The sequence below is a fragment of the Oscillibacter sp. genome (assembly GCF_032060045.1).
Lineage (GTDB): Bacteria > Bacillota > Clostridia > Oscillospirales > Oscillospiraceae > Oscillibacter.
Window position 1 is genome coordinate 5708 of record NZ_DAMBZJ010000043.1, and the last position, 12807, is coordinate 18514.

12 protein-coding genes are annotated in these 12807 nt (G+C 56.0%); 3 read left to right on the plus strand and 9 right to left on the minus strand.

What is annotated here, in order from left to right; translation table 11 throughout:
• The coding region (locus RT018_RS13990) for an NAD(P)H-dependent oxidoreductase (RefSeq protein WP_312942906.1) at positions 1–430 on the plus strand (430 nt) is incomplete at its 5' end.
• A 263-nt stretch (positions 431–693) separates the two neighbouring features.
• Here the strand turns inward: RT018_RS13990 and RT018_RS13995 are convergent.
• The 3 genes from RT018_RS13995 to RT018_RS14005 form a co-directional block, all read right to left on the minus strand.
• Complete coding sequence (locus RT018_RS13995) at positions 694–969, minus strand: S-layer homology domain-containing protein (protein ID WP_312942907.1); 276 nt, start codon at positions 967–969, stop codon at positions 694–696.
• Positions 970–1300: 331 nt separating this feature from the next.
• A complete protein-coding gene (locus RT018_RS14000) occupies positions 1301–2230 on the minus strand; it encodes a hypothetical protein (RefSeq protein ID WP_312942908.1) in 930 nt (309 codons plus the stop codon).
• Between the two features lie 14 nt (positions 2231–2244).
• Positions 2245–3453, minus strand: a complete 1209-nt coding sequence (locus RT018_RS14005) for a nucleotidyltransferase family protein (protein WP_312942909.1) — start codon at positions 3451–3453, stop codon at positions 2245–2247.
• A gap of 176 nt (positions 3454–3629) precedes the next feature.
• On the opposite strand from RT018_RS14005, the gene RT018_RS14010 reads away from it, so the two are divergent.
• Both RT018_RS14010 and RT018_RS14015 read left to right on the plus strand, forming a co-directional pair.
• On the plus strand, positions 3630–4829 hold the full coding sequence (locus tag RT018_RS14010) for an acetate kinase (protein ID WP_312942910.1): 1200 nt from the start codon (positions 3630–3632) through the stop codon (positions 4827–4829).
• A gap of 200 nt (positions 4830–5029) precedes the next feature.
• On the plus strand, positions 5030–7813 hold the full coding sequence (locus RT018_RS14015; RefSeq protein ID WP_312942911.1) for an ATP-binding protein: 2784 nt from the start codon (positions 5030–5032) through the stop codon (positions 7811–7813).
• Between the two features lie 138 nt (positions 7814–7951).
• On the opposite strand, the gene RT018_RS14020 is transcribed toward RT018_RS14015, so the two are convergent.
• From RT018_RS14020 to RT018_RS14045, 6 genes are all read right to left on the minus strand, one after another.
• Positions 7952–8761, minus strand: a complete 810-nt coding sequence (locus RT018_RS14020) for a DNA glycosylase (protein ID WP_312942912.1) — start codon at positions 8759–8761, stop codon at positions 7952–7954.
• 1 nt (position 8762) lies between these two features.
• On the minus strand, positions 8763–9764 hold the full coding sequence (locus RT018_RS14025) for an asparaginase (protein ID WP_312942913.1): 1002 nt from the start codon (positions 9762–9764) through the stop codon (positions 8763–8765).
• A 25-nt stretch (positions 9765–9789) separates the two neighbouring features.
• A complete protein-coding gene (locus RT018_RS14030; RefSeq protein ID WP_312942914.1) occupies positions 9790–10884 on the minus strand; it encodes a DNA repair exonuclease in 1095 nt (364 codons plus the stop codon).
• A 6-nt stretch (positions 10885–10890) separates the two neighbouring features.
• Positions 10891–11370 carry a YbaK/EbsC family protein gene (locus tag RT018_RS14035; RefSeq protein ID WP_312942915.1) on the minus strand — a complete coding sequence of 160 codons (480 nt, stop codon included), beginning with the start codon at positions 11368–11370 and terminating at the stop codon, positions 10891–10893.
• A 34-nt stretch (positions 11371–11404) separates the two neighbouring features.
• Positions 11405–12178 carry a TIGR00282 family metallophosphoesterase gene (locus RT018_RS14040; protein WP_312942916.1) on the minus strand — a complete coding sequence of 258 codons (774 nt, stop codon included), beginning with the start codon at positions 12176–12178 and terminating at the stop codon, positions 11405–11407.
• Positions 12179–12386: 208 nt separating this feature from the next.
• The gene (locus RT018_RS14045; RefSeq protein ID WP_312942918.1) at positions 12387–12653 is read right to left on the minus strand and encodes a hypothetical protein; all 267 of its coding nucleotides are present in this window, start codon (positions 12651–12653) and stop codon (positions 12387–12389) included.
• Positions 12654–12807: the final 154 nt, after the last annotated feature.

Sequence of the window (12807 nt, forward strand, 5' to 3'; positions counted from 1 at the left end):
CCGAGGCTGCCCCTACCCCGCCTGTCTTCACTTTGGAGAGCGGGGAGAGTGCTTTTATGGCGGCGTGATTGTGAAGGAGGTATATCCCGCAGTCCGGGAGGCGGATGCGGTGATTTTCCTATGCCCCAACTACAACGACGCCCTCTCCGCCAATCTTACCGCCGCCGTGAATCGGCTGACGGCTCTGTACCGCATCACCTCTTTTGCCAACAAGGCAATTTTTGGCATCGTGGTGTCAGGGTATTCCGGCGGGGACCTTGTGGCGCGGCAGTTGGTGTCCGCCCTGTGCATGAACAAGGGCTTTTACTTGCCGCCGCATTTCTGCCTGTTGGAAACAGCCAACGACGCGGGCACGGCGATGAAACTGCCGGGGATTGAGGATCGGCTGGACGGTTTTGCGGCAAATATTCTAAACTGCCTGACTCAATAAAGAACCCAGAGGGAGCACTTTCTGTTCTCCCCAAAGGATGCTAATAAAAGTTTCGCTTCAATTGATCCTCCTTGTAAAAGGACACACGGGTTGGAATTCCAACCTGTGTGTCCTTTCACATTTTTGCTTTATCTGCTTTTTCTTGCACTGTTTTCATCAGCCTCATAGCGCCGCTGAGAATCATCAACGAAGCAAAGCGCCACAATACTGCCGAAGTCTCGGCGCGTGTGTCCGTTCCCTGCGGATTATAAAAGTTGTTGTCCTTACATATTGAATGATACCCGCCATCTGAATACGATGCACGGAAGGAGCCGCCCACGCACCAATTTTAGCATCATCCGCAAAGACGTTCTGCGCGTCATAGAGCCGTTGGGACTGAAGGTGGTGGCGCTGGTTCCGGTCATCAGTCCACGATTTGCAACAAAGAGAATCTCCTCCTTTGCCCAATGACCATTGATGTCTGCAACGTTGAAACCGGACTTATAGGCTACTCCGTAAGTGGAAAAATGATCGGTAGAAAACACCCCCGTCTCACTCATTGCATCATAGCTGGAATCGGGGAGATCGGTAACTTCGCCCTTTGCCTATCGATTAATTTCCGTCACCGCCGCGAGGTTGATACCGAGGGTAAGATCGGGGCGATCAATGACAAGCTGAACGCTGGCAATCTTGTTTTCGACGCACCGCTGCGTATTGCTTTACCGCAATGGGAATCACCTTGCCAGAGCATACTGTAAAGCTATCTTTGGCAAAGCGCTCCACCGGGCGCAGATTAACCACAAATGAAGTATGACACTGTAAAAAATGCCTTCAAGCGGTAACAACACCTGCGCCGCCGGAAATCCGGCGGCGCAGGTGTTAAAGGCAATCTCACGGGGTGGTTTTGGCCGCGGCCTCCGTATCTGCGGAAATGTTCAGCAGAAGCCTGCCGTCCTCGCTGAGATAGGGCTTCAAAAAGTCCCAGTCAAGGACAAAGGCCTGTTCTCCCGCAGCATAGCTGGCCATTCCATAAGCGGAAAAGACCACCATCATGCCATCGTCGGAAAATGTCACGGCATAATCGGGCCACTGGGCGGCGATACCCTGATAATCCTCCCAATACATATCCGTAGGCGATTCAAAGCCGTTCTCGGCAGCCCGGGCATCGGCCTGCCGGATAATTTCCTCTGCCACCGCTGCCTGAAACTTTTCAGAGTCCTCCCCCAGCGCCGTCGGGTGAAGAAAACGGCCAGTCTGCAAATCAAAGTTCCAGCCCAAGAAAACGGAATTGGGGTGCGCACCGCCGGTAAAACTGTAATAGGCTCCGCCAATGCTGATCAGCCGGTCTGTCCGCCAGGAGGTATAGGTGAAATCCTCCTCATAAAACCAGTCCGCGTTGCTTTCCATTCGGCGGGCGTAATCTTCTTCTGCCCTGTCAAGCACACTGGAAAAATCTGTGCTCTTTAGCCAATCCTCAAAATTGCTGTTGAATGCGGCGGCCACGTCCACCGCGGCCTTCTGCGCCGCTGTGGCGGCAGAGTCCATAATCTGGCCATCCTCCGTCATTACCCGGAGCACGGGAATCTCATAGTTGTATGCGGCCAGCGTGGTGCCGTCCTCCGCAACACGCGTATCACTCTTCTTCTCGCTCTCCAGCACAAAATCCAGCGTCTCTGACGCGGAGGACAGCACGCTGGCCGCCCCCATGGCACCAAAGGACTCATCGGCCGGTGCGGATGTCGGGCCGCTTGGGGCCGCGTTGGCACAGCCTGCCAGCAGCGCCAGGGACAGCCCCAGCGCGGACAAAATTTGTTTTCGCATAGAAAATCTCCTTTTCAGAGGATGGCCGGCCCTTCTCTCCATTCCCGTCCGCCGGGAGGAATGTGGGGCAGGCACAGCCCGTACAAATCGGTACAGCGGGCTTCCAGTTCAAGGCTCCGGCGGCAATCTTCCTCCAGCCGCCGCGCATGAGCCGTTTTCGTTAAAACAGGCAAAATGGCGGTTTCTCTCATCTTACGCAGCAAAACCCGCCCCCGTTCCCCCGCCGCCAGCACCCGCAGGTAGGGCGGTATGTTTGGGCGGTCCTGCGCTCGCAGGCCCAAAAACGCCCACAGGGCCAACCGTCGCAGCCGGGCGTGGGTATAGCGCTTCGTCTTTGCAAGCTCGTAAAATTCCTCAAGAGACAGGGCCTGCCGCCCCGCCCGAACCAGACGATCAGGAAGTCCCTCACTCAAGGCGCTATCGGGAAGCTCCGCCCAATCCGCCGCCGTCATGGTCCGCAGACGTGAAAGAAATGCCCGCTCCACCGAATTGGAAAGCGGCGGAAGCGCCAGTTGGGCGCTTTGCAAAAGCTCCCGTTCTCCCGGAACCAAATAGGGCGCGGCCCGTTCCCATTCACCCCCCGCGATCCATCGGCGGGCCTGCGTGGCAGAGATAAATGGACTACCTTGTGGGGAGGCGGCTTCGTGATAGCCTGCGCCTTCCCGCCGCACGGTCATGGGCTGCAGATCTGCGCCCAGGCGGAGAGCCGCCCGCAGATATTCGATTCCCAAATTGTTGTTGGGCGTAGCCAACAGTGCGCCCGATTCCGCACCTGCCAGCTCCGTCACCGCCGCCTGACGGCAGACGGCAAACGGCAACCCCCGGTCCAGAAAACGGCGAAGCTCTGCCTCATACTCTCTTGAATTCAAACACTTGGCCACGGCTTGCAGGCCCTCAATCTCCCCGCATTCGCTTCCGAAGGACAGGTGCTTCACCACGCCCGTGGCCATCAGCAGGCTCACGCCGCCCAGCGCAAACGTCTCCGCTGAGGATACCGCCCACATGGTGGGCAGTTCCAAAACCAGATCGGCCCCGCCCATCACCGCCAGCCGCGCCCGCAGCCATTTGTCGGCAATAGCGGGCGCCGCGCTCTGCACCCAGCAGCCACTCATGCAGCAAACAATCGCCGCATCCTCCCCCAGCGCGCGCCGGGTCTGGTCAATCTGCCAGATATGCCCGGAATGAACCGGATTATACTCTACAATAATACCAGCGGTTTCCACAGATTTCACCTCGAACCCGTTACAAATAAGTGACAATTCGGTTAAATTGGCAGTTGTATCCTGAGATTTTTTTGTTATACTAAAGAGGTAGTGTGCCATTTTATGAAAAAAGGCAAACCCATTTTACATGATTTTAGGGCCGTCTGCAAGGGCTGCCCGCGGAAAGAGGAGTTACCATGAATGTTCTCGTGATTAACGCAGGAAGTTCTTCCCTGAAATACCAGCTAATGAACCCGGATACCGGTGTGGTTCTGGCCAAAGGCCTTTGCGAGCGTATCGGACTTGACGGAAAGTTCACCTATAAGCCCCAAATTGAGGGCAAAGAAACCCTGAAGGCCGTTGACGTGGCCATGCCCACTCACTCCGAGGCCATTGCGGCCGTGCTGGACGCGCTGGTGGACGGGAAAAACGGCGTCATCGGATCCATGCAGGAGATTCAGGCGGTGGGCCATCGCGTGGTTCATGGCGGCGAAGCTTTCAACAAGTCCGTGGTGATCACCGAGGAGGTCATGAAGGCCGTGGAGGATTGCATTCCCCTGGCCCCGCTCCACAATCCTGCCAATATCACCGGCATCCGCGCCTGCGAAAAGGCGATGCCCGGCGTGCCCATGGCCGCCGTGTTTGACACCGCTTTCCACCAGACCATGCCCCCTAAGGCGTTCACCTATGCCCTGCCCTATGACTATTATAAAACGGACAAGGTCCGGCGGTATGGATTCCACGGAACCTCCCACATGTATGTTTCCGCCCGCGTCGCGGAAATGCTGGGTAAGCCCGCTGGTGAGCTGAAAATCATTACCTGCCACCTTGGCAACGGTTCCTCCGTCGCCGCCGTGGACGGAGGGAAGAGTGTGGATACCTCCATGGGCTTCACTCCCGTGGCGGGCCTCCCCATGGGCACCCGGGTGGGCGATATTGACGCGGGCATCCTCCAGTACCTGATGAACAAGTACAAGCTGAGTATCGACGAAATGCTGGACATTCTCAACAAGAAGTCCGGCGTGATGGGCGTATCCGGCGTGTCCTCCGACTTCCGTGATTTGGAGGAGGCCGCAGAAAAGGGCAACGCACAAGCGGCCCTTGCCATCGATATGTTTAACTACGGCGTGAAAAAGCTGATCGGCGCATATGCAGCCGCCATGGGCGGAGTGGATGCCATTGTGTTTACCGCAGGTGTGGGTGAAAACTCTCCCGCGCAGCGGTTGGAAATTGGCTCCAATCTGGAGTTCATGGGTGTGAAGATGGATGCCGAGGCAAACAAATGCCGGGGCAAGGAGCAGGTGATCTCTGCTGCCGATTCCCGCGTGAAGGTGCTGCTGATCCCCACAGACGAAGAGCTGATGATTGCGCGGGACACTGCCGCCCTGTGTAAATAACTCTCGTCACATTTATTTTCGAAATTTCGCCGCCCGTCAGGCCTGTACGCAGGCTTTGGCGGGCGGTTTTACGTGTTAGTGCCCACATTCGTCAAATATATTGCTTCTGCTGGTCGTATATGATAAAATAATGAAAAAATTTACAATTTCCGTGATGGTGGAATTTATTTGACGAAGCCGGATTGAAAGGCAGTGAGGGTATGAAGAACCGTTTCCTTTGCATGGTGTTGGTTGCCCTTTGCGCGCTCTTTCTAAGCACGGAATGGTCCAGCCCCTGTCTTGCCACGGAAGACGCAGGAAGCGGACTTCCCGCTCTAAAGGTGGCGTTCTATCCTCTGGACGGCTTTTTTGAATACGACGCCCGCGGGAATGAGACGGGCTACGGCGTGGAGCTTTTGGACAAGCTTTCCCAGTACACCGGAATGAGTTTCACCTATGTGGCGGCGGATAGCTGGGAGAGCACGCGGAACATGCTGGCGGAGGGGAAGGCCGATATCCGGATGCCGGTGTCCATGCCTCTGGTTCCCGCTCTCACTTCTGGCATGAGCTCCTGCGCAATTTTGAACACCTATCACGCACTGATGACCCTGCGTTCCAAGCAGGGGCTGTACTATTGCGATTACGGCGCCTTCGGGGCGTTGCGGGTGGCAGTTTCGGCTGAACTGCTGAGCCGCGATGTGATTTCCTCAAGGCTTTCGGAATTTGGAATCCGCGAGGATCAGCTTCTGGTCTGCGACGACTATGGCGAGGCTCGCGCAATGCTGGATTCAGGTACGGCGGACGCGGTGATCTCCAATGTAATGGACCTGACGGACGACATGAAAGTTCTTGCCCGGTTTGACAACACCACGAACCACATTTGCATGCGGCAGGACGATCCCGCTCTTTTGCTTCTGGACAGTGCCATGGGGCGGCTGCAAATGAACGATCCGCTGTTTCTTCCCGACCTTTATAAAAAATGGTTCCCGGAACGCGTCTGTGTTCCTCTGACCCGCGCGGAAGTGGAATACGTGGCGGGGATCGGTCACCTCCGTTTTGCATTTGCCGAGAACGAGGGCTATCTCTCCCGGCTGGAGGACGGTGTGTTTAAGGGCTTTTTTCCCTCTTTGGCGGAACTTCTGTGTGAACGACTTGGCGTGGAGTACGAGGCAGTTTCCCGAAATGCATCGACATCCGGCACGTACGAGGAACCCCTGATTTTTCCCGGCTACTCCAATGATCTACTTCACGCGGCGAAAAACGGCGTCAGCGTCACCGATCCGTTTTTTACCGCCAACTACTGCTGGGTCCAGCAAGAGGACGCGGATGTAAACAGTGCGGACTGCACGGTGGCTGTGGTGGACGGTCCTGACTCTCCAGCCCGATTTCTTCTGAAGGATTTCTCTTCGGAGCAGCTTCTCTATTTTGAAGACTGGGGCGCCTGTATCCGGGCAGTTTCCTTCGGAAAAGCGGACGTCACCATTTTGAACAACTACATCGCCGACTATTATCTCAGTGTGTATCACCATGGGAACCTGATTTCTGTTTTCACGGATAATTACAGCCATGGCGTCAGCTTCGGCGTCACCCAAAGAAACAGCGTCCTCAGCTCCATTATCAGTAAAACGCTGGGCAGTGTCTCCGCCGAAGAAATCGATCAGTTGATTATCCGCGCCCAGACGGACAAGCCCCAACATAGCGGCCCGCTGGACCTGTTTCGTAGCCATCCGACGCAAACCCTGTCTGTGCTTGCGGCGCTTGCCTGTCTGCTGGGGACGATGGTGGTGCTGGCGGCATTTATCCGCCGGATCAGCCGGCAGAATCTGGCCCTTCAAAGCGCCAACACGGCGAAAACGGATTTTCTCTCTCGCATGAGCCATGACATGCGCACCCCCATGAACGGCATTTTGGGGATGACTGCGTTGACCATGGATCTTCCCGACCTCTCGCAGGAGGCCCGGGCAAATCTCTCCGCTATACGAGATTCCAGCAATTATCTTTTAAGTCTAATTAACGACACGCTGGATATGAGCCGGATTGAGGGGCAGAAAATTGAGCTGCACAAAGAGCCGGTGCTAGCCTCCGAGTTGATTGAGCACACGCTCTCGGGAATTTACCCATCCGCGCAATTCAAGGCTATTCAAATTAGCACAAAATTTGTGGGCTTTCAAAATGAATACATTTTGGCGGACCGCGTGCGCATGCGGCAGATTTTCACAAATCTTTTGTCCAACGCCGTAAAATTCACCCAAGAGCATGGCAAAATTGAAATTCATTTTGAATGTATGAAACAACAGCATGGAATTTCTCTCAGCCGGATTACCGTCAGCGACAACGGCGTGGGTATGAGCGAGGAATTCCAGAAGCATGCCTTCGAGCCGTTTTCTCAAGAGCCCAACTCCCAGAGCAACCGTTATGCCGGAAGCGGGTTGGGGCTTCCCATCGTGCAGAATCTGGTGCATCTGATGGGCGGAACCATTTCGATCCGCAGCAAGCTGAGCGAGGGCACATCCATCACGGTGGACCTGCCCATCGAAGTGTTGGAGCACTATCAGCCCCCGCCCCCCGGAGAAACCAGCATGTTTCTGGAACTGCGGGGCAAGCGTGTCTTGCTGTGCGAAGACCATCCGCTCAACGCTACCATTGCCAAAAAACTATTGACCAAGATGGGTGTGCTGGTTGAGTGGGCGGAGGACGGGCAACAGGGCGTGGACCTGTTTATGCAGCGGGACTGGGACTATTACGACGCAATCCTGATGGACATTCGGATGCCCGTAATGGACGGGCTGAGCGCCGCGCGGGTCATCCGCAATCTTCGCAGGGGTGACGCAAAAACGGTTCCCATCATCGCCATGACTGCCAACGCCTTTGACTTTGACGTAAAGGCCAGCTTCTCCGCCGGGATGGACCATCATCTGGATAAGCCTGTGGAGCCGGAGAAGCTGTATCGGGTACTAGCAGAGCAAATCTGCCTGCGCAGCGGCGGCAAAAGCAAGCGCAGATGATAAATGCGGCCAAACGACGAGGATTTGGCTTCGTCTTGTATCCGGAGGTATGAGCAGCCGCCGCCTGTTTTCGGGTAAAGAGCGCAGCCAAGTTAAATACAGACCGGGCGGAAGGAACGTTCCTTCCGCCCGGTTTCATTATATCGCTGGGCACGGCTCTCCACATCGCGCGTAATAGAAAAGATACTGCTGCATCACCCCGGCAAAGCCCTTATAACGGTACAGCGGGAACCGGCCCCGGTAGTGCTCCCGCACCACGCGGTTAATCCATACATCCCGGGGAAAGGCAGCAATCCGGTGATAGCCGAATAGCGCAACGCAGCTTGCCACCTTCACGCCCACGCCTGGAACGGTCATCAGTGTTTCCGGCAACGCCTCATCGTCCAGTTCCGCCAGCGCCGCAAGGTTCAGCGTTCCCGCTTCCACCAGCCGCGCGGCAGCCAGAATATAGCCCGCACGATAACCAAGGGCGCAGGCACGCAGGCCCTCTTCCCCCGCTGCAGCCAAAGCCTCCGCACTGGGAAAGCCATACTCCGGGCCAAGAACTTCCCCATACCGCCGACACAGCGTTTCAACGCAGGCGCGGATGGCCGGGATATTCTTTCGCTGAGAGATGATAAAAGTCACCAGCATCTCCCACGGGTCCTGCCGCAAAATGCGGATACCCGACCCAAAAGCTGTCGCTGCCGTAAGATACGCGTCCTTCTCTGGGACGGCGGCACGAAATGCAGCATAATCCGTATCCAAATCAAAATAGCCGCGCCAAAAGCCGTCAAACTCCTCCTTCGAGCAATCCAGCGCCCATGCGTCGGGCTGCTCCTGAAGCTCTATCCACCGGTTCCCCGCGACGGCCCGAAAACGCCCCTCCTCCAGCCGTTTCAGCCGAAAGCACTGGCCGCTGTCCGCGATTTTCCCAATGTCAAATTCCTCTTTTAAAGCAACGATCATCTCAGCACTCCGCAGGCCACAAAATATCGTGGGCAACCGGCGTGTAAAATAGGCGCTGAATTTCTGCCATGTCCCGGGTCTGCCCCAGAATCCACATCAGCTTCGCGGTCACCGCCTCGGTGGTCATGTCAAACGCCTCCAGTACCCCGGGAACACCCTTGAGGCGATGGCCCACATGGTAGATCCCAAGATCGCTGCCCTCGTTTTGCACCTGTGTGGTGAGCACCACCAGCTTGCCCCGCTCCGTCCAGCGGCAAAGACTTCCGCAGAAATCTGAACCCTCATAATCCGGCAGTCCGCCCACACCGAAGGACTCGATCATCAGCGCGTCGCAGCGCTCCAGCAGATAGTCAAGCAGCGCCTGCTCCGTGCCGGGAATCAACTTCAAAAGCCCCACCTTTGTGTCCAGTTGATCATAAAATACCGGCCCACCCTCGCAATTTTCATGGAGGTAGCGCAGCAGTACTCCATCCCGTAAGACCCCGAGAAACGGATAGTTGATGCTGGAAAAAGCCTCAAAGCTCTTGGAGCGGATTTTCTGCGCTCGGGTTCCCAAAATCACCTTCCCGTTGAACACGAGGGATACGCCCGGCAAATCGGATGACGCGGTGCGGAACGCATCCGTCAGATTCATTTTAGAGTCCGTCACGTCAAAGCCAATGGGCTTTTGCGCTCCGGTGAACACAATGGGCTTGGGGCTTTTCTGAATAAGATAGCTCAGCGCTGCGGCAGAGTAGGCCATGGTATCCGTCCCGTGGGTGAGCACGAAACCATCATAGTCGTCATAGTGTTCCCGAATGCAGCGCACCATCTCCAGCCAGTGGATTGGCGCAATGTTGGTGCTGTCCAAATTCAACAGCTGTAAGCTTTCCACATGGCAAATGCCGGATATGGCGGGAATATGGGCCAAAAGCTGCCCGCTGGTAAGCTCCGGAGCCAGCCCGTTTTCCGTCACCTGCGATGCAATCGTGCCACCCGTGCCGATCATTAAAATCTTTTTCATTCGATGTCCTTAAATAGCTATAACTTTATAAAATATCCCTGTGGTCCAGCGCCGCAAGGCCGAACCGCACGGCGCGGCTGACGCGCTCTCGCTCTTCCTCGTCCCCGGCGTCATACCGCTGGCGCAGACGACGGAGAAATTCTCCACGAAGGGAGTCCTCTCCCGCTCTGGCCCAAACATCCTGACGGACGCGGGTTTCGTCCCGCAGCTCCAGCGCGTAAAACCGGCCTGAAAGCACCGTCTCCAGCGCCGTCAGATCAATTCCCCGCTCATCCGTCTCCCCGGTGAAGAGAATACGGTATAAATCATAGGTGGTCCACTTTGGCAGGGCGGCTTCCACCGCCTCCCGGGGATCCCGGTCGGTCACATCCACAGTCAGAATTTCATAGCGGTGTCGGGCAAAGGGCACAAATTCCAGCGTCACCGCCCCCTCGTCGGACACGGTGCCAAAATAAAACCCCTTGTCTCCCAGCTCGTCAAAGCCCCGGCCCTCCGGACAGCCGGGATAGGCCCACAGGGTCTTTCCACTTTTCTGCGGGTTGGAGGCGGCGTGTACATGTCCCAGCGCCAGATACGCAAGACTGCTGGCGGCAATTTCCGCCTTCGTAACAGGGTTGTAGCGCAGGGCTGACGGCTCCACGTCTCCGTGGAGCGCCATCAGGTGAATCCGCCCGTCCTGCGGGGCGGTAAACCCGGTTAATAGTCCCGCGGTCTGCTCCGGGGCGGTGAAGGCCGCGCCGTGGACTGTACAGTTCAAATCCGGCAGATCCACGCTCTCTATCTCCCCAGACTTGAATATGTACACGTTCTCCGGCCACTGAACGGTTGCATAAGGGCTGTCGGCGGAGTAAAAGTCGTGGTTTCCTGGCGCAATGAACACACTGATTCCCGCGCGGCCCAAACCTTGGGCCAGCTCTTCCGGCGTCTCGCGGAAGCTGTTTGTGCCGTCGAAAAGGTCGCCGGAGAGAAGCATCAAATCCGCGCCCCGGCGGAGGGCCTCCTCCGCCAGCCGCGCGCCAAGCTCCCGGCTCTCTCGCCGCCGCTCCGCCGCCCGCTGGGGTGACAGAGCGTGAAACGCGCTGTCCAAATGAAAGTCAGCCGCATGAATAAATCGAAGCATAGGCTCTTACTGCTCGTCGGGCCGCCAGCCCTTGCACACGTCCACCCATGTCCCGCCGGAGTATTTCTCCAACTCGTCACAGGTCATTTCAATGGCGCTGTTGCTGCTGCCGGCCGCAGGAAAAACCGTGTCAAAACGGTGCATAGAAGCATCCAGATAAATCTCCACGCCCTCCTTCACGGCAAAGGGGCACACCCCGCCCACGGCATGGCCCACCAGTATGGAGGCCTCATCGTGGCTCAGCATGGAGGCCTTGCCACCGAAACGGTCCTTATAACGCCGGTTGTCCACCTTGGCGTCTCCCGCGCAGACCACCAGCAACACCCGCTCCCCCAGCTTGAAGCTGAGGGTTTTGGCAATCCGCGCGCCCTCCACGCCCACAGCTTGGGCCGCCAGCTCTACGGTGGCGGAGGATACATCGAACTCCCGGATGCGATCCTCAATGCCCTGTGTTTGAAAATAGGCTTTTACTTTTTCAATTGACATGAATCCGTTCCCCTTTATCTGTACGTGATTACAATCATCGGATGTCCACCCGCTCCACCCCGACGCACAAGCCGGTGGCGCTGTCCAGCGTAAAAACGGCCCCCTGAAGTTTTACCGGGCCCTCGGGCGCCCGGAACCGGCCTGGAAGGCCACCCAGAAACATCTCTACTGACTGCTCCGGTTTCACCCCCAGCACGGATTCCACCGCGCCAGTCATACCCAAATCCGTGATATATCCGGTCCCGTTAGGGTATACCCGCTCGTCGGCGGTGGGCACGTGGGTGTGGGTCCCCCACAGAGCAGAGACTCGCCCGTCCAGAAAATAACCCATGGCCAGCTTTTCACTGGTGGCTTGCGCGTGAAAATCAATCAACGTGAAGTCCGTCTTTTCACCAGTCAAAAGCTGGTCGACAACGGTAAAGGGGTTGTCTGCCCCCCAGTTCAGGTTACAGCGTCCGATCAGATTCACCACCCGGATGCGGATGCCATTTAAGTCGTAAATCCCCCAGCCTCGGCCGGGCGCACGTCGTGTGTAGTTGGCGGGGCGGAGAATATAGGAGTGCTCGTCCAAAAAATCCACAATCTGGGGCTTGTCAAAGCTGTGGTTGCCCAACGTAATGACGTCCGCACCCGCGTCATAAATACGCTCCGCCTGCTCCGGCGTCAGCCCCACCGCGGCAGCATTTTCACCGTTCACCACGGTAAAGGCAATGTTCTTCAATTTTTTCAAGGGCCGTAGTGTCTTTTCCAGGTGAGCAAGCCCCGGCTCACTCACCACATCGCCCACAGCCAAAACATGATACAGCATATAGCACCTAATTCCCTCAAGCAGTTTATTCGTTTTATTATATCCAAAAGCAACACGAATTGCAAGAGCCGCACCACCTATCTTAGATGCAGCGAGGTACTCGCATTCATACGGTCTGCGAAATTTACTATGGTTTGTTACAATCGGAACTGCCATAGGATATCATCCTTAAAAAAGAAGAAGCCGTGCATCACACGGCTTCTTTCTATCATTTCAACAGCTTAAACTGACCCAGCAACGGAACTTCCTTTTCCTCGCCGTTAATGGCACCGATGAAGCCAATTACCGCGCAGACAAAGCAAAAGATGCCCCAAATCCATCCAATAAAAGGGATTACACTGAGCAATCCGGCCATCCAAATCACGAGCGCCTGATTGAGGTGAAACTTTGCACCCTCCCGATCTCCAACAATTAACGCGATCAGCAATCCGACCCACGTCAGATACGCAACAATTCCCGTGGTTTTACGATCCATAACATGGCCTCCATTCTTAAATATATTGTGAAGTTTATATGTTTTTAGTATTTTAACACGATAAGTCCGTAAATGCAAGCGTATACAAAAAGGATAGTCAAACCTGAGTATAAAAAAGCAGAGCGGACAGTCAAATGACTGTCCGCTCTGTGTT

What these genes read in the sequence shown, in the direction of transcription:
- RT018_RS13995 (WP_312942907.1), bottom strand. Translation starts at nt 969, where the DNA reads ATGAGTGAGACGGGGGTGTTTTCTACCGATCATTTTTCCACTTACGGA.
- RT018_RS14000 (WP_312942908.1), bottom strand. Translation starts at nt 2,230, where the DNA reads ATGCGAAAACAAATTTTGTCCGCGCTGGGGCTGTCCCTGGCGCTGCTG.
- RT018_RS14010 (WP_312942910.1), top strand. Translation starts at nt 3,630, where the DNA reads ATGAATGTTCTCGTGATTAACGCAGGAAGTTCTTCCCTGAAATACCAG.
- RT018_RS14015 (WP_312942911.1), top strand. Translation starts at nt 5,030, where the DNA reads ATGAAGAACCGTTTCCTTTGCATGGTGTTGGTTGCCCTTTGCGCGCTC.
- RT018_RS14020 (WP_312942912.1), bottom strand. Translation starts at nt 8,761, where the DNA reads ATGATCGTTGCTTTAAAAGAGGAATTTGACATTGGGAAAATCGCGGAC.
- RT018_RS14025 (WP_312942913.1), bottom strand. Translation starts at nt 9,764, where the DNA reads ATGAAAAAGATTTTAATGATCGGCACGGGTGGCACGATTGCATCGCAG.
- RT018_RS14030 (WP_312942914.1), bottom strand. Translation starts at nt 10,884, where the DNA reads ATGCTTCGATTTATTCATGCGGCTGACTTTCATTTGGACAGCGCGTTT.
- RT018_RS14035 (WP_312942915.1), bottom strand. Translation starts at nt 11,370, where the DNA reads ATGTCAATTGAAAAAGTAAAAGCCTATTTTCAAACACAGGGCATTGAG.
- RT018_RS14040 (WP_312942916.1), bottom strand. Translation starts at nt 12,178, where the DNA reads ATGCTGTATCATGTTTTGGCTGTGGGCGATGTGGTGAGTGAGCCGGGG.
- RT018_RS14045 (WP_312942918.1), bottom strand. Translation starts at nt 12,653, where the DNA reads ATGGATCGTAAAACCACGGGAATTGTTGCGTATCTGACGTGGGTCGGA.